We start from the raw sequence: 17,288 nt of genomic DNA on the forward strand, positions 1-17,288 counted from the left end.
TTATCATATTTGAACCAAAAGTACATGGTCCAACAGGAGCATAAAACCCGAATCTTGCTGACTATTGATCGGCAACCACTTACCCTGCCAACATTTCCTGGCTTTTCTTGAGGATGTCGGCCACCCTCTTTTTCAGCGCATCGGGTTCCACAATGGTGGCATAGTCCCCGAACATGAGGTACCATCTAGCAAAACCATTTTCCATATCGGTGGTCAAAAAGGTCATTTCCATCTGTCCACCCACAGGTTTTTCCGAAACAAAGCCATAATGCTTCCTACCTCCCCTTATGTATTTGGCCACGGATTTTTCCACCAAGATCCTCACCTTGGTCTTTTCTACCTCTTCCCTTTTTTCACGGTGTTCGTCCATGGTCCCGTGCTCCAACATAAAATCCATGGAGGTCCTGGCGATGTGGTGTATCCTGTCCGTTCGGAAATGTCTGTAATCCATCCGCAGATGGCAATAGCCCAGAATATACCAAAAACCGTTTTCATGAAAAAGGCCCACAGGCTCTATCCGGCGTTCCGATGGGGTTTCTTCCCGGAGTGATTCGTACTTTAAAAAGACCTGTTTTCGCTCGGCAATACTCTCGAACAGGATTTCAAGGGCGTTGGGCACCTCTTCGTTGAACAGTACTTGCCCCGGTACGATGGATACCTGCGACTCCAAGGCTTCCACCCAATCCTTTTCCTTACCCCGGAGTACCGATTTCAATTTGTACATGGCCGACTCGTAGTAGGCTCCAAGGGATTTGTCGGTGAACTTTTGCATGAGTTTTTCCGCCGCCACAAAACTTCCGGCCTCTTCCCTGGTAAACATGACCGGGGGGAGGCGGTACCCTTCCATAATGGAGTAGCCCACACCCGCTTCGCTAACTATAGGTACGCCAGAAGCTTCCAAGGTCCTGATGTCCCTATACACGGTACGCAAGCTCACATCGAAGCGATCTGCCAGTTCCTGTGCCTTCACAATCCGTTTGGATTGTAGCTGTATCAAAATGGCGACTATCCTATCAAAACGTTTGGCGGTGTCCATTCCCATAATTGCGTGAGCTATCTCCCAAAGATAGGATTTCAATCCAAGGACCTGCGTTCTTTTCTTTCCCATCTTGATTCATTTATAACATTTTATTCGTGGCAAAGCTAGACCCATGGGGTGACAACTGCTTGTCAAGAACTTTTTTTTCGATTGATTTTTTTCTACTGACACAGGGCTGTCACACCCCCCTTCTAATTTTGGTTTCAGAAATCATAAACCTTTAAATAAAACGTCATGGAAAACACCGTTAAAAATCAAACTGAAGCACAAGTCATCTCCCCTGCCCAACTATTGGAACACTACCAAGGTCACCGCGGACTTACCCGAAGGGTAATCGAAGCGTTTCCAGAGAAGGAATTCTTCAACTACAACATTGGGGGAATGCGCACCTTTGCCGAAATGACCATGGAGCTTTTGGGGATAGCCGTTCCCGGGCTGAAGGAAATCGTTACCCGCGAAACCACAGAACTGCAGGAACATTTTGAGCATGGGAACCAAAAAGCCAAGATTTTGGAAAGATGGGACCAGGACACGGAAGAGATCAACAAGCTCTGGGGGCAAATCGAATTGGAACGCTTCCAAGACCATATAAAACTCTTCGGCCAGTATGAAGGCACCGTGCAATCCTCCATTTTCTATTTTATGGACAATGAGATCCACCACCGAGGGCAGGGCTATGTCTATCTGAGATCTTTGGGCATTGAACCCCCGTTTTTCTACGAGCGTTAAAAACGATTGTGATGAAGACCGTTTTGGTATTTAGGACTTCGGTATTGGGCAAGGGCCACATTAGGACACTCAGACCCTTATTGAACCAATTGATAGACAGGAACGGGTATTGGAATTTTGACCTGGAGGATTGTGATAACATTCTCCGGGTCGAAACCCAAAACGTACAGGCACACACTATTTCAACTTTATTGAAAAAAAATGGATTTAGTTGCGAAGAACTCCATTGAAACTGTTTCCCGAAACACAACCGATGAAAAAGAAATCGGGTATGATCCCCGATCAAGGGATGTTGACCGAGTGTTCCGGTTTTGGACCATTCGCCCCCCTAAACAGCACAAGCCGGCATCCTGATCTTATGGATCAGATGCCCGCTTTTTGTTTCAGTTGATTGAACTGGGACAATAGATCCAGATAGCGTGTTTTTTCCTCTTCTCCCGGCTTTTTATCACTTCCTCCCAAAATGTTGTTCAGATATGATATTTGGGCCACCATCATCTGCTGGGGATAGGCACCTTCCTCATTTTTCAGTTGTTGCAACAGTTTCTTGAGTTCTTCCAATCGGACTTCGTCGGTCTTGTCCTTTTCCAGTTTTTTGATTTTGTCCTCCATATCGTCCTGCAGCTTCCTCGCATCCGATAATAGGTCCATCACCTTTTGCTGTAAAGCCAATTGCTCCTTCATATCCGATAGGGAAATGCTCTCTTCCTCCAACTTGGGGTCCATAAGTACCTCAAAAGATCTCTCGTACGATTGCCCATCCACCGTGAGTTTGGCTGTATAGGTACCGGGAAGCACCATAGGGCCGTTTTTATAGCGTCTTCCCTTGCGCTTGTCCCAAGGCCCTTTTTGGCGAAGGTCCCATTTGAATCGGTTGATGCCCCTTTTGGTCTCCAGCTTGCTGTCCAGATAGACAAAGGTCATGCTGAGCCCCATGTCTTCCACTTTTTCTTCCGTGGACTCCAGTTGGGTAGAGTCGCTCACAATGGTGGCCACTTCTTTGCCCTGAGCATCCAAAATCTGAAGGCTGACCCCGTCTTTTACCTCTTTGGGCAAATAATAATCAATGATAACACTGGTGGATGGGTAATTTGGAAAATCCCCCCCTCCCCATGGTGTCCTGTACCGAATGGTGTTGTCCGGCTTGAACAATAGCGGTTCATCTTTCAACTGGTCCATATTTTTGTCCTGAAGGGAGGTAATGTTATCCAAAATCCAAAAACCTCGTCCCATGGTGCTTAGGATCAAATCGCCCCGAAAAAGTGTGATGTCCGTGATGGGCGTTACGGGAAGGTTCTGTTGAAATTCCTTCCACATTTTTCCATCATCAAAAGAAACGAACATCCCAAATTCCGTTCCTGCGTACAATAATCCCTCACGAACGGGATCTTCCCGTAGCACACGGGCTGTGTAATCAGAAGGTATCCCATTGGAATCGGTACTGATGAGCTCCCAACTTTCCCCATAATTCTCTGTTTTGTAAAAGTAAGGTTTGGTATCTCCCAACAAATGTCGGTCCACCGCCACATAGGCTTTTGCCGGATTGAACTGGGAAGGCTCTACGGATTCCACTCTTCCTCCTTTGGGCAATTTCTTCGGGGTTACATTTTTCCAGGTCTTTCCGCCGTCCTTCGTCACGGAAATGACCCCATCGTTGGAACCCGTCCAGATAACGCCTTGGCTGATTTTGGATTCCCTGATGGAATACAATGTGCTGTAATATTCCTCACCGGTAATATCGCGGGTAATGGGATTACCCGAAATGACCTGTTTGTCCGGCTCGTTCGCTGTCAGGTCGGGAGAAATGGTCTCCCATTGCTGCCCCCCATTGTTTGTTCTGTGTAGGTATTGCGACCCCATGTACACCACTTCGGGATTGAAGGGAGAAACATGGATGGGGGCCACTCGCTGGAATCGATATTTCAAATCCTTGGGATTGTGTCCATAAATATTGGATGCCCCAATGGAATACTCCCTGTCCATTCCCGTTTTCTTGCTATACACACTGAAACGGCCCTTACAGTTGTTGTACACGATGTAGTGGTTTCCGGGCATGGGAATAACGGGTCCTGTTTCACATCCCCCTACGTCTATCATCATCTGGGTTCCCTGCGTACCCGTGGCAGTTGGGGCCATACTTGGGATGGCCAAGGTAGTGTTGTCCTGCTGCGCACCGTACACCCAATAGGGGTATTGATCGTCCACGGCAACTTGATAAATCTCGGCCGTGGGCTGGTTGAACTGGGTGGACCAGGTCTTGCCCCCATTGTGGGACACATTGGCACCCCCATCGTTACATTGAATCAACAGATCTGGGTTATCGGGGTTCAACCAAATATCATGGTTATCACCGTGCGGAACGCTCATCCGTTTCCAAGTTTTACCACCATCGATGGATTTTACCAACGGATTGGCGTTGGAATAAATAATATCTGGGTTGGTGGGATCCAGTTCAATATTGGTATAGTAAAATGGCCTGTTCACCAAATCTTCATTGTCCGAAACATGGGTGAAAGATTTTCCTTGATCCACTGATTTGTAGAGCCCCCTATCCTCTCCCGGGGCCTCAATGACCGCGTAGAGTATCCGTGAATCGACAGGGGAAACCGCTAGATCGATTTTGCCGATCAAGCCTTTGGGCAGTCCTTTTTCCAGTTTCACCCAGTCTTTGCCCCCATTGATGGACTTATAGATGCCTCCTTCACTATTTTCCCCACCAGAATCGATGGTCCATGGGGTACGACGTGCTTTCCATGCTGCGGCATAAACCACATTGGGATTACCGGGAAGCAGTTCCAGGTCGGCAAAACCTACCTCATCGGATACAAAAAGTACCTTTTCCCAGTGCTGTCCGCCATCGGTGGTCTTGAAGATTCCGCGCTCACTGTTCGGCTTGAACGCATTTCCTATGGCCGCCACCCATACGGTATTGTAATCGGTAGGGTCTATTTCCACGGCACCTATCTGTCCGGCATTTTCCAGTCCTATGTGCTCCCAGGTTTTTCCTGCATCGATAGATCTGTACACTCCTTTTCCTTCGATGATGTTGCTGCGGATACCGTCCGACCCCGTTCCTACGTACACAATGTTGGGATCGTTGACGGCCACTTCGATGGCCCCTATGGACGGCGTTTTGAAATAGCCATCGGAAACATTGTTCCAAGTAGTGCCATAATCGTCCGTTTTCCAAACACCCCCTCCCGAAGCCCCTAGGTAGAATGTTCCGGGCAACATAGGGGTTCCGGTAACCGTGGTCACCCGTCCTCCCCGTGATGGTCCAATGGTCCGATATTCCAATGCTTTGAAGTCTTGTGCGGCCAAAGCGCAGGTAACAAAAAAAGATAGAGAAAAGTAAAAAGAGCGTAGTTGAATTCCCATGAGTCGGTTTAAGTTGTTCGTTTCCTTTCAAATCTAATAAATACAGCCCAATATAGCGCTCAAGGGTAAGAAATTACTGTCTTTTCTGTTTTGGCCTAAATCAGTTTTTTCATCAAGAAACTACCGGTCATCGATGTATTTTGCATGACATCCCCAATTATTGTGGAAACGTCATGGTTTGGCTTCCTTTAGTTTCACAATATCGAAGGATATACAACCAAATACGATTCCGCCTTCCCAAAGGGCAGTATCTACAAAAACCTACTTTATGCGCTTCTTGACCTCTTTTCTATCCATGATAGCTGGTGTGCTTTTGTGTGCGGTGATTTACATGTTGCCCTTAATTTCCAATGCCCAATCCTATAAAAAAGATGATTTTTCCGGAATCATTTCGCTCCGTTCCCAAGCATCCATTCTTTTGACAGGGAAGAAAGACCTCGCATTCGAAGATATCAGAAGTAATACCGACCTATCCTTTGTCCCGCTTTCCAGTCTAGAGGAAAACATGGGCTTTTCCAATGAAGGTTATTGGATCAGGTTCACTTTGGAAAACCCCGATCAGACAGCTTCCGAGTATTATCTGGAGACTGCAAGGCCCATTACGGATATTGTAGATCTCTATTTGGTGGACGAAGATGGCGAAGTTCAACGACAGTACAGTGGAGATAAGATTCCGTTTTCAAAAAAGACCGTTGCTCACCGAAAGTCCATTTTTGACATTAGTTTGGAACCCCTTCAAAAAATGGAGGTCTATATCCACTTGAAAAGTGATGGGGAAGTAGTGATGACCCCACTGCAATTGTATCGAAAAAATACGTTTTTTGAACTGACCTATAAGGAGCAGGTTTTTTACGGCTTCTTTTATGGGATATTGATACTGGCCTGTATCATCTATCTTTTTTTCTTCTTTGCTCTGAAGGACAGCGCCTTTATATACTATGGGCTTTATGTACTCTTCATAGCCCTGATGCAGTTTTCGCTTGATGGCTTTTTCCATCAATACTTTACCCCCCAAGGTGGCTGGCTTTCCGAAAGGGCAGTATTGCTCACCGCCTTTGTTTCACTTTTCTTCTTTGGAAAATATGGGGATACCTTTTTGAACCTGAAGGAACATAACCGATCATTGCACCTAGTGGGCAAGCTTTTGGGCATTGGCACACTTGTGGGAATGGTTATCCTTTGCGCAGCACCCACCCTACCCTCATTTTGCTATCCTTTGGCCAATGGTGTGGGTATATTGGTCCTGGTCCATATGATCATCTCGTTAGTGGTGGTCAAAGTGAAAAAAGTGAGGATAGATCACTATTTTGTGATGGGTATATCTTGTTTGGTGCTAGGTTTTGTCATTTTCATCCTGAATAACTTCAATACCATAGAAAACTCTTTCTTCACCAACAATGGGGCTAAGTTTGGCATTGGGCTGGAAATCGTTTTCCTTTCCATTTCCATGAGCAATAGAATTCGGGGGCTTCGTATGGAGAATGAAAAGAACCAGTTGTTGGCCCTTCAGCGTGCGGAGGACATGAACGACATCAAGTCGTCTTTTCTTTCAAACATCAGCCACGAACTCAGAACACCCCTGAACCTTATCATGGGCGTGGCAACCTCGCTGCAACAAAACAAGGAAGAGGCCGATCTGGAGGAAAAATGCAAACTCATCTTGAGCTCTTCGAAGAACCTTTTGGGGTGCATAGAGGATATCTTGGACTTTACCGTCATCGAGAAGGGTACCCAAGAGCTAAAGTTGGTCTCTTTTGAGCTTCCATCGACCTTATCAAAAGTTATGGAGGCCTATCAGAAAAAAGCAGAGGCAAAGAGCTTGGATTTCAACTTCTTCTTCCAGGGGCCCTTGCCGTCGAGGATCATTGGGGACAAGGGAAAACTGGTCCAGATGTTGAACCATCTGCTTGACAATGCCATCAAATTCACCAATGCTGGAGGCATAACCGTGGCCATAAGCTGTAAAAACAAAGGCAAGAACGGAGTGGTCCTGGATTTTTCCATTGAGGATACAGGCATTGGAATTTCCAAGGAAAAGATGAGCACTGTGTTTGAATCATTTACCAAAAAATCCTTTATGGACAAGAGGGAATTCAGTGGTCTTGGCCTCGGACTGTACATTGTTAAAAACTATGTGGACCTACATGAAGGAACTATCCATATCACAAACAATGCACAGCAGGGCACCACTTGCGAACTGAGCCTGGGCTATGAAATGGACGATACTGAATTGGTGCTGGATCAAAATGAAGGGATGGCCGCTACGGATAGTTTGGGCGCAAGAGACATTCTATTGGTCGAAGACAACAAAATGAACCAAACCGTGGTGAAACTATTGTTCAAGAAATGGGAAGATATCAATCTTACCATTGCCAATCATGGAAAGGAGGCTTTGGAAATCATGAAGGAGCAAACTTTTGACCTTGTTCTAATGGATCTGCAAATGCCCGAAATGGATGGCTTCGAAACAACCTCTATGATCCGAAGTGGGAAAGCCAGCTGCAATCCCCAAATCCCTATTCTTGTGGTCACAGCAGACAGTACCAGTAAGACCCGGAAGGAGATTTTTAGATTGGGGGCCAATGATCTGATCACCAAACCGATCAATGAGGCTTTGCTGTTTTCCAAAATGAAAAAGAACATCCCACAAAAACCATATGTAGCCTAAAAGGGCTTTGGCAATCAAAGGTGATGACTTACTTTTTTCTGGCAGAACGGCCCAATCAATGGGATCATTTCCGTGTTTTCGGAAAAAGAAAACTGGATAAATACCCCACTAGCACACAGGTGCCCAAACCTATGGCACTATATAGGAAAATATGAAGATTGGTCTGAGTGGATACGAAGAACTGGACCACACTGCTCACCAAAAGTCCGATTACGGCACCTTGGGAGTTGGCTTTGGGAAAACATACCCCCAAAAGAAACAGTCCCCCTAGACCTCCAGTGAACAATCCCAATACCTTGAAGAACTCGTCCCATAGTGATTCAATGTCAAATGAGGCCATCCATAGCGCAAAGAGGACACCCAGCACACCCGACAAAAGCGTTGCATAGCGGGCAACTTTCAGGTACTTCTTTTCAGCAACACCTTTGTAAAACCTTTTATAGATATCTATGGTGAAAACAGTGCCTGTGGAATTGATGCTACTGCTCAAACTGGACATGGCCGCAGAAAACAATCCTGCAATCAATAAACCTGAAACACCTGCAGGTAGTTCGTTGATAATAAACCACGGAAAGATGGCATCATTGTTTTCGGCCATAGGGTCCAATGCATCGGGAAACTTGGTGTAGTATAGAAAAAGGGCCGTTCCCACACTGAAAAAGATAAGGGTTGAGGGAATGACCAACAGAGCATTGGTCCATGCGGTCTTTCTTGCACCGGATTCATCCTTGGTGGTAAGATAGCGTTGAACCAAGGTCTGATCACTGCTGTACGTGATCAGATTGGCAAAGAAACCTCCCACGATGACCACCCATATCGTGGGCTCGTTCCAAGAAAAATCAAAATGGGTCAACGTCAATTTATTGTTTTCCATGGCATCACTCAACATGGGCTGAACATCATCACCCAAATCAAAAAAGATCACAACCAAGGAAAGGATCGCTCCTCCCATAAGCACAATGACCTGTACCACGTCCGTCCAGATAACGGCCTCTATACCCCCGATCAGGGTATAGGCAATGCTAAAAGCGCCCACCACCACAATACATAGCGAAATGTCTATTCCCGTTACCAAGGAAAGAGCTATGGCAGGCAAATACAGCACTATGGCGATACGACCAATCTGGAAGAGCATAAAGGAAATACTACCGAACATCCGCACCGTAAGATTAAATCGTTGCTCCAAATATTCATAGGCCGTGGTGAGCTGTAGCTTTCGATATAAGGGTATGAAAAGCCATACCACCACTGCAGTGGACAGCAATACACTCAGATTATAAAAGAAATAGGACCAATCCGTTGCATAGGTTTTTGCGGGTATGGCCATAAAGGTAATGGCACTCAATGCTGTACCAAAAACGCTAAGACCTGCGGCCCACCAAGGCACGCGTCCCCCGCCTTTGAAATAATCGTCCGTTGTTTTTTGTTTGGTCGAAAAATAGATTCCAATCCCCAAAAGAACAATGAAATAAAGGCCCAGCACCATATAGTTCAGATAGCCAAAAGTTCCTTTGGAATGTTCCACTGTAGCTTGAAGAATTCCCGTTGACCGAACACCTGGGCTAATTTCACCCATAGGAAGGGTTATCTTTTCACCCCAAAAAAAGGTATTTGTCGTAACTGGTGGATTCTCCGGTAATCTACCTGCCTTTTGGAAGGAGTTTGTAATGGTGTTGAACGACCATATCTGATCGGAAAAACCAGTATGGTTCTTTAACATCCCGTTCAGAACGGACTGCAATGAATCCTTGCCCACTACATCTTCCATGGTTTGTATTTGCTTGGACAGTACATCCCTTTCCTGCAATCTATCCCCTCCATCCCCTCCAAAGACGAGAATATTGGACACCCCAAAGGACAAAGCTGGTGCAGCCATGACCGGTGGCACATTGATTATACGATTCCATTCCTTGCTGGGAAAGTCAAAGCTATATCCATCATCGAGCAGTACTATGCCCGCTTCGGTTTCGGACCTTCCGCTAAAGATGTACAGTGCATCGGACTGTCCATTGCCCTGCACGGCATAGGAAGGCATTTTTCTCGGCGGGCCTGGACATGGAGGCAATTCTTTCCATGACAGTTTTTGTTCGGAAGAACTCCCCAATAGTTCAGAAAGGGGTAATTGGAACAACTTGTTGGCTCCATTTGCAATCCCTCCTAAATAAACCTGTTCTTGATGCACTGCCCCATAGGCCACTTCAAATTTCTCGGGCAGGTTCCCCAACTGTTGTTGGGAAATATCCTTGTCCAATGGGTCCCAGGAAATCAAGACCGTTTTGATCACAATGCCTTTGGCATTGTTGCCTCCCAAACATAGTAACCCCTCTTTTGTAGGCAAGGAAACACCATAACCCATTGAAACAGGAAGTTTTGCCCTCTTTGAGCTGTGCCAGTTATAATTTACCCCTTCTTTTGTGATGGCAATAATTTGGTCTTCCCAATGCTTCTGACCCATTTCCCAAGGGTATCCGTTGGGAAAATTGGCGCCTCCGGCCAATAAAAGTGCATCGTTGTGTACCCCTGAAAAGCCTCCGGCCATTCCTTTTTTTGGAAAGCCCTGCCCTTGGGGCATTTGTGTTGATGTTTGCCAATCAAATCGGACAACATCTTTTTTTTGTGGCTGGTCTTGCGCTTTGGAAGCATACCCCAATAAAAAAACCAATACATAAAATAGAACATAGGCCTTCGCTTTTTTTCCACTATCCCTCATTCCCATTGATATCTGGTCCCTCATAAATTCTATTCTTCTATTCTTGTGGCATAGTCCCAATCATCTGTCCTGAACGAAGATGCTGGCAATAAGTTCACATCATACAACGTCCCAATGATCCAATTACGCCAAGCATATCTGACCGCCACTGGCTTGGGCACTTTTGGACTTTTGACAAAGACCTGCTTGTGATTGCCCACTATTTTGGCTTCCGCTGGGTAAAATTTCCTGTCCTCACCCGCAATTTCGAAACCTTCGAGCTTGCCATAAGCAAAAAGGCCCGTATCGTCTATATTATTGAAATTCAACACTATTCCTTCATCTTTTACCGTAAGGGAACCATATGTTGGACCTAGATGGTCTATGGCAGTTTGCCCATAGGTTTGGTTCAGTGCGATATAGAGCAACCTATCCGCTACTTCCTTTTTCCGTGGTGGATGGATGGTATGCGATTCCCCAATATCCATGGTTACGGCCATCCCTGAATTTGGAATGTCGGCCAAACTCTGTAATTGCGCTTCTCGGATGAACGCAGAATTTTCAACTTCCTGAAAGTAATCGTTTCTTTTGTCATACAAATACGGAGCGACCTGCACATAATAAAACGGAAAATCCCCTTGGCCCCATCTAGCTCTCCAGTCCTTGATCATCGCTGGCAAAAGCTGCCTGTAGCGTTGGGGTTCCAAACGATTTGATTCTCCTTGGTACCAGAGCATACCCTTTACGGTATAGGGCACCAATGGATTTACCATCGCATTGAACAGCACGGTGGGAATATGCTTTGTGTTTTGGTTGATATCCACTTCTTCCAGATCCACAGGTTGATAGCCCTCCAGCGCATCTTTGGCCATCCAGGACTGTATTTCCGTACCGCCCCACGAGGTAAGGACAAGTCCCACGGGAACATCCAATATTTCTTGGAGCTGTTGTCCAAAGAAATAGGCAATGGCACTGAAATCCTTTATAGTTTCTGGGGATGCCTCCTGCCATGGTCGATATCCGTTCAAATGGTCCAAAGGTGTTTTTGACCCATGGTGCTCCACTGAAAAGACCCTCAGGTTTGGATTGCTTGCGTTGGAAAGGGCAGTGAGGGCACCAAAGGTGGGTTGGCCCGTGTAGCCCTTGAAGGATTGTTCCATATTCGATTGGCCGGAGCAAAGCCATACTTCCCCAAAGAGTACATTGTCCAAAATGATGCTAGATCCGCTTTCCTTGATTTCTATGGATTGTGGTTCTTTTGTGTTGGTGGTGGTCAGCTTTGTGCTCCAATGTCCATTGTTATCAGCCTTCACCTCAATTGGACTTTCCATCCACGATGTATTGATGATGATGTTGGCGTTCGCACTGGCCCAACCCCAAACGGCCACTTGGGCATTGCGCTGCAAGACCATGTTGGATGAAAAGAGTTCGGGAAGCTTGACTTGGGCATTTGTTGGTTGATATGATACCCAAATACATACAACAGTGTATAAGACTAAACGTAATCTTCCCATTCTTTTGATCTTTTTATTGATAAAGAGGCTGCCCAAAAGACCTTAGATAAAAATCTTTTGGACAGCCTTCTCTGCTGTTCTATGTTACAGATTATAAAGTTCGGTAATTTCTACTTGGGTCAATGCCTTATTATAGATTAGCATTCCATCCAAGGTCCCGTTGAGGAAATTCCCAAATACACCGGGATCCATTTCTTGTCCCCCAATTTTGAAATCCTGTTCGTTGGACACATTCCGGATCGGGGTGACATCCATTTGGTGGATCAATAGCCCATCCACATACACATAGTTGGTGTTTCCATCCCTCACAGCGACCACAAAATGCCATAGGCCGTCTGAAAGACCATTGGGAACCCTATCGGTACCAATGTTGATAATGGCACCTCCATTGTTGTCCTCCGTATCAAAACGGATCACCCTCGAATCGGTATTGTCTCCTATCCTCAACCACGTCTGATTGTCGTTTGGCCCATTGGCCCCACTTTCTTGCCAGATCATCATCCTAGAGGTATTCTCTGTTTTGACCCAAACCCCTACAGAAAAGTTGTCCGTGCCAAAATTCAATGCGTCATTGTCCGCAACGGTTATGAGACTTGCCCCGTCGAACGTTGCGGTTCCTATATTTCCAAAGCGATCTTCCCCAGTGAAGAGTACATTGCCCACAATATTTGTGGAAAGAGTATTAGGTCCAGCATCCGCACCACCATTTTTTAATGGGAAATAAGCGGCGAGATCACCTCCGGGAACCACTACAATATAGTCTTCCTTTGTAATGGTAGATTCCCCTCCGTTATCATTGGAAACTGTGAGGGATACTCTATACCTTCCTGGATCAGCGTATGTGACGGCAGGACTGGTTTGGTTTGACGTGGCCGGTGTACCTCCTTCAAAGGTCCAGCTATACGTATCCACATTGCCCACGGACAAATCGGTAAATGTTACCTCATTTCCAGTATACGTATAAGAGGCCGAGGCTTCAAAGTTGGCATCCACTGAAGTAAGGTCCAAAACGGTAAGCGCATTGCTCATCACCACCTCATCCGAATAATCGGCATTGGCCGCAGTCAATTTAATGGAATAAACACCTGGCTCTTCAAAAACAATGGTCGGGTTTTGATCCGTAGAAGTGATGCTGCTTCCTGTTTCCGGAATAAACTCCCATTGCCATGATGTTGGGTCACCTGTGGATTTGTCCATTATCGTAAAGTTATTTCCCATGATCACCGAATTTGCACTCAACTCAAAATCTGCGACAACTTCGGGTGATTTCACCACAATGAAACCTTCCTTGGTAATGGATTTGTTGCCATTTTGGTTGGCCACCTTCAGGGTGACATTATAAGTTCCTGGGGTCTCATAGACTACCTCGGGACTTTGTAAATTGGATGTTGGAGGTGTTCCACCCGGAAATGTCCAGTCCCATCTGGTCACATCTCCTATGGACAGGTCTGTGAACTGTACACTGTTTCCAGCTTGGACGTTCTGCACTTCGGCAGAAAAATCTGCATCCACTTGTTTCACCAATGTGCTGGTGTCGTCATCAGTACACGAGAACAGAACGGCCAAGGAACAAAGGGCCATCATTATTTTTATTGTTTTCATATCCATCAATTTAGTTTTTACTGTTAGTCTTGGTTATTTTATTTCATCAAGTCCCACGGTCTCAAAAGAGATTCCTTGGTAACGGTCTTGGGGAGTTGGGCCTGTTTCGTATAGGATAGCGACCCTTTCCGTGTTATAGTTCTCCAAATCGGAATAGGCCGCGAACCCTCTGTGCAGGAGGTATGAGCGGGGCCAGGTACTTCCATCGTCCGTACTCAAACGTATGGTCATGTTCATCCGCTCCATTTGATCGGCAGGATTGGAAAACAGCAAAATGTTGTCCTCAAAATCAAACCGGTGCAAACTGGATTGTACCTTCGGACTTATGAGAGTATTGTCCAACCCTAAATATTCCCATGTATCGCCGCCGTCCGAGCTTTTGGCCACCTTCCTACGTTTTTCGTTCCCAGAGTTCCGCATGTTCAGCATGAGATCTCCATTGGAAAGTTCGGCCACTTCACATTCGTTCGTCTGGGCCTCCGGAGAAACACCTCCCAACACCCAATTTTCTCCATGGTCATCCGAATAAATCACATGTGAATAACCTTGTCTTTCGCTATCGATATAATCACAGCCTACCATTAGACGGTCTGCATAGGTTCCATTTTTAATTTGGATACCTGAGCCCGGTCCCGTGGCATACCATCGCCAATTGGGCAATTTTACATCTTCAGTGATCTCTGTTGGAGAGGTCCATGACTTTCCTTTATCCGTAGAAGAAAGATGATAAACGCGGCGCGTGTCGATGGAGGTACCGTCATTGATGGGGCCGATGTCATCCCTGCCATCGTTCCAAGTAGCCAACAATACTACTTTTTGTGCTACTGCATCCCAAATGGGGGCGGGGTTGCCACAGGTATTTTCCGCATCGTCCCAGACCACGATGGTCTCCCCCCAAGTGAATCCATTGTCCTCGGAACGTCTCAGTACCAAATCGATGTTCCCCGTATCGCTGCAGCTGTTCCTACGACCTTCGGCAAAGGCCAGCAAGGTCTGATCATCCACTCTCAACAGTGCAGGGATACGGTAACATGCATATCCTCCTATCCCTTGTTCAAAAAGGTAATTGATTCCTTGTGTACCCGGGAACTCCTCAGCTACCGGGTCATCGTCATCCACTATAATGCTCCCTCCAGGGGATTCGGTACATGCAGACAACAGTACTAATAAAAATATGAGATAATCGTATTTCATTTTATGTGCTTGTAATTGTTTGTCAGTTTGTGAATTAGCTATCTTAATGTGGTATTGGGTTGAAAAGCCCTTGACGCTCCATTACCAAATTCAAGTCTTTGTACTGGGCTTCCAACAATGGCCGCACCGGAGGTTTGGGAGGACCAAAATCATGACCGATCATTTTCATTATGGCCTTTTGGGCCGATAGACCATCGTATTTCAAGAAACCATTGATGATCTCTGCCACTTGATGATACTGGGTGATGGCCCCTTTCGGGTCATTTTTATTATAGTGTTCCACAATTTTTTGATACATGGGCAGCATGAAATTATACGTACTGCCAATAAAGGCATCCGCACCCAAGGAAAGTGCAGGCAGGAACAGTTCGTCCACACCAAAGTACATTTTCAACGCTTTTCCAAAAGTATGTTCGCAGCGAATGTAATCATCCAGATTGCCCGCAGTGTATTTGATCCCCTTCAGTTGGGGCAAACGTCCGGCAATCGCCTCCAAAAAATCGTACATCTTGAAATTGAGACCGGTCTTCCCTGGAATATGATAGTAGATAAAAGGCAATTCGTCCTGGCAATCAACCATTTTTTGCACCCCATAGACCAGATGGTCCAAATTATTGATGCCGTAATAGGTGGGCAAATTGGCCGAAACGGCATCGGCACCTACCTCAATGGCATGCTTGGTCAGCAAGGTACTGGTCTCATGGCTGGCATGACTGACACAGATAATGACGGGCACCCTTTTGTTAACGGCCTGCATATAGGTTTCCACAATGGCCATTCGCTGTTCTATACTACAGGACATCCCTTCCCCGGTGCTTCCCGTGAGATAAAACCCGTCTATACCTTGTTCGACCAAGTGATCCACAAGAGGTGGTATAGCCTCCAATTTCAGTTTACCGTCCACATCAAATGGACTAAACCCTGCGGCCATGATCCCTTTAAGTTCCAATTTCTTCATGTATGATTTTATTTGTTCAAAAAAACGCTTGGGATATTCGTCATCAATCAGTTTCTATATCCTTCGGTCTGTTCAATAAGTTCGTTCTGTGCGATGACATTGTCGTTCACAGGCCATACCAACGGAAGGTTCTTTCCTGCCAAGTTGGGCACTTCCGCATAGATGTCGATGGTACTGGCCGCATCGAACCGTACCAGATCCCAGTATCTTTTGAGTTCCAAGAAGAGTTCCCTTCCCCGCTCATCCAGAATTTCTCGCTCTACGGTAGGCTGATCGGTCGGACCTGTATAGGCTCCGGTTCCTGCCCGCTCCCTAACGGTGTTGATATCAATGATCGCTTCCGTTGTCAATCCTTGTGCCGCCAAGGCTTCCGCCCTCAAAAGCAAGAGTCCGCCCCATCGGTACACAATAATGTCATTGTCATAAAAAGTATCATTATTGTTATCGGTGCCCTTGAACTTGTTCTGACTGATGCTCAAAACATCTGGATCGGAATCGGCATCCGACCCGTCTTGCGTTAGAATGGGAATAAAACTCCGAGCTGTTCGCTGATCATTGGGATTGTTATAAAGCGCCATGATCTTGTCACTGGGCCTGTAATTATGCCTTGCATTGAAACTGGTGGACGTGGGAACATCGGGATTGAGTTCCCTGTCCACGTTCACGTCCCGGGAAGTAAGTGTGCTTGCATACATGCCAGCTTGTTCATTGAAGTCAAAGAAGATGGAAAAGACCACCTCATTGTTTTCCTTGATATCAAAAACATCCCCAAATGAATTGAGCAATCCTACCCCGTCAATATCGTTTATGGCATCAACTGCCCTCTGAAAATCTTCCGTACCCCCACCCAAAACTTTACCCTTCCAAAGGCTGGCATCGGCCAAAAGGGCATTTGTCGCAGGTGCTGATGCTGTATATTTGCTATCTCCGAAACCATCCGAAGGGAATGCTTCCAAGGCACTTTGCAGGTCTAACAGAACCTGGTCCATGACCTGTGCTACCGGGGCCCTTCCCACAGAAGGAGTGGTTTGGTCCACTGGCTCCAGTATCAAGGGCACATCTCCCCATATCTTGAGCATTTGAAAATAAACAAAGGCCCTTATGAAGTATGCCTCCCCTAAAATCTGCCCCCTTGTCCGGGAGCTGTTGAACTCTATTTCATCTGCCGTATTGATAACGATATTGGCATTGTTGATCAAATTATAGTTCACCCTCCAGTTGGGTCCGTTTGCACCGCTGAGATTGTGTGCCCACGAATCTGAAACCGTACCAATAAGGCCCACATCGAAGGCATCTCCACGATCCTCGCCATATTGGGTGCGGTTATATTCGTCCCTTACACCATCGTATAGCCCGGTCAAAATGGCCCTTAGGTCTCCTTCCGACTTTGGAAAGTTGCCCGTGGTTATGCTGGATGGTATTTCCGTATCCAGTGCACTTTTGATGCACGACTGAGCCGACAAAAAGAATATCAGCACTAGAAATTTATATATAGAAGACAGTTTCATAGTTTTTAT

11 protein-coding genes are annotated in these 17,288 nt (G+C 46.1%); 3 read left to right on the top strand and 8 right to left on the bottom strand.

Annotated elements, in window-relative coordinates:
* Positions 1-79: 79 nt before the first annotated feature.
* Positions 80-1,042 carry a helix-turn-helix transcriptional regulator gene (locus D2V93_RS01800; protein WP_245978065.1) on the bottom strand — a complete coding sequence of 321 codons (963 nt, stop codon included), beginning with the start codon at positions 1,040-1,042 and terminating at the stop codon, positions 80-82.
* 231 nt (positions 1,043-1,273) lie between these two features.
* On the opposite strand from D2V93_RS01800, the gene D2V93_RS01805 reads away from it, so the two are divergent.
* Both D2V93_RS01805 and D2V93_RS01810 read left to right on the top strand, forming a co-directional pair.
* The gene (locus D2V93_RS01805) at positions 1,274-1,768 is read left to right on the top strand and encodes a DinB family protein (RefSeq protein WP_119618133.1); all 495 of its coding nucleotides are present in this window, start codon (positions 1,274-1,276) and stop codon (positions 1,766-1,768) included.
* A gap of 11 nt (positions 1,769-1,779) precedes the next feature.
* Positions 1,780-1,998 carry a hypothetical protein gene (locus tag D2V93_RS01810; RefSeq protein ID WP_072882170.1) on the top strand — a complete coding sequence of 73 codons (219 nt, stop codon included), beginning with the start codon at positions 1,780-1,782 and terminating at the stop codon, positions 1,996-1,998.
* A 133-nt stretch (positions 1,999-2,131) separates the two neighbouring features.
* Here the strand turns inward: D2V93_RS01810 and D2V93_RS01815 are convergent, their stop codons facing one another.
* Positions 2,132-5,146: a hypothetical protein gene (locus tag D2V93_RS01815; RefSeq protein WP_119618134.1), complete on the bottom strand. Its 3,015-nt coding sequence runs from the start codon at positions 5,144-5,146 to the stop codon at positions 2,132-2,134.
* Positions 5,147-5,414: 268 nt separating this feature from the next.
* On the opposite strand from D2V93_RS01815, the gene D2V93_RS01820 reads away from it, so the two are divergent.
* Positions 5,415-7,814 (top strand): hybrid sensor histidine kinase/response regulator, encoded by a 2,400-nt coding sequence (locus D2V93_RS01820; RefSeq protein WP_147377334.1) that lies wholly within the window; start codon positions 5,415-5,417, stop codon positions 7,812-7,814.
* A 64-nt stretch (positions 7,815-7,878) separates the two neighbouring features.
* Here D2V93_RS01820 and D2V93_RS01825 read toward each other — a convergent pair whose 3' ends face one another.
* From D2V93_RS01825 to D2V93_RS01850, 6 genes are all read right to left on the bottom strand, one after another.
* A complete protein-coding gene (locus D2V93_RS01825; RefSeq protein ID WP_220473610.1) occupies positions 7,879-10,524 on the bottom strand; it encodes a sodium:solute symporter family protein in 2,646 nt (881 codons plus the stop codon).
* A 29-nt stretch (positions 10,525-10,553) separates the two neighbouring features.
* Positions 10,554-11,915, bottom strand: a complete 1,362-nt coding sequence (locus tag D2V93_RS01830) for a sialate O-acetylesterase (RefSeq protein ID WP_182849916.1) — start codon at positions 11,913-11,915, stop codon at positions 10,554-10,556.
* A gap of 186 nt (positions 11,916-12,101) precedes the next feature.
* Positions 12,102-13,619, bottom strand: a complete 1,518-nt coding sequence (locus tag D2V93_RS01835; RefSeq protein WP_182849917.1) for a PKD domain-containing protein — start codon at positions 13,617-13,619, stop codon at positions 12,102-12,104.
* A gap of 33 nt (positions 13,620-13,652) precedes the next feature.
* On the bottom strand, positions 13,653-14,813 hold the full coding sequence (locus D2V93_RS01840; RefSeq protein WP_072882174.1) for a sialidase family protein: 1,161 nt from the start codon (positions 14,811-14,813) through the stop codon (positions 13,653-13,655).
* Between the two features lie 43 nt (positions 14,814-14,856).
* On the bottom strand, positions 14,857-15,771 hold the full coding sequence (locus D2V93_RS01845; RefSeq protein ID WP_119618139.1) for a dihydrodipicolinate synthase family protein: 915 nt from the start codon (positions 15,769-15,771) through the stop codon (positions 14,857-14,859).
* 47 nt (positions 15,772-15,818) lie between these two features.
* Positions 15,819-17,279 carry a RagB/SusD family nutrient uptake outer membrane protein gene (locus D2V93_RS01850; RefSeq protein WP_119618140.1) on the bottom strand — a complete coding sequence of 487 codons (1,461 nt, stop codon included), beginning with the start codon at positions 17,277-17,279 and terminating at the stop codon, positions 15,819-15,821.
* Between the last annotated feature and the right edge of the window lie 9 nt (positions 17,280-17,288).

Source organism: Flagellimonas taeanensis, from assembly GCF_003584105.1.
In the GTDB taxonomy this organism is placed as follows: domain Bacteria; phylum Bacteroidota; class Bacteroidia; order Flavobacteriales; family Flavobacteriaceae; genus Flagellimonas; species Flagellimonas taeanensis.

Coding starts and splice junctions, on each gene's coding strand:
- D2V93_RS01835 (WP_182849917.1), bottom strand. CDS start 13,619: ATGAAAACAATAAAAATAATGATGGCCCTTTGTTCCTTGGCCGTTCTG.
- D2V93_RS01830 (WP_182849916.1), bottom strand. CDS start 11,915: ATGGTCTTGCAGCGCAATGCCCAAGTGGCCGTTTGGGGTTGGGCCAGT.
- D2V93_RS01840 (WP_072882174.1), bottom strand. CDS start 14,813: ATGAAATACGATTATCTCATATTTTTATTAGTACTGTTGTCTGCATGT.
- D2V93_RS01815 (WP_119618134.1), bottom strand. CDS start 5,146: ATGGGAATTCAACTACGCTCTTTTTACTTTTCTCTATCTTTTTTTGTT.
- D2V93_RS01825 (WP_220473610.1), bottom strand. CDS start 10,524: ATGAGGGATAGTGGAAAAAAAGCGAAGGCCTATGTTCTATTTTATGTA.
- D2V93_RS01800 (WP_245978065.1), bottom strand. CDS start 1,042: ATGGGAATGGACACCGCCAAACGTTTTGATAGGATAGTCGCCATTTTG.
- D2V93_RS01810 (WP_072882170.1), top strand. CDS start 1,780: ATGAAGACCGTTTTGGTATTTAGGACTTCGGTATTGGGCAAGGGCCAC.
- D2V93_RS01845 (WP_119618139.1), bottom strand. CDS start 15,771: ATGAAGAAATTGGAACTTAAAGGGATCATGGCCGCAGGGTTTAGTCCA.
- D2V93_RS01820 (WP_147377334.1), top strand. CDS start 5,415: ATGCGCTTCTTGACCTCTTTTCTATCCATGATAGCTGGTGTGCTTTTG.
- D2V93_RS01805 (WP_119618133.1), top strand. CDS start 1,274: ATGGAAAACACCGTTAAAAATCAAACTGAAGCACAAGTCATCTCCCCT.
- D2V93_RS01850 (WP_119618140.1), bottom strand. CDS start 17,279: ATGAAACTGTCTTCTATATATAAATTTCTAGTGCTGATATTCTTTTTG.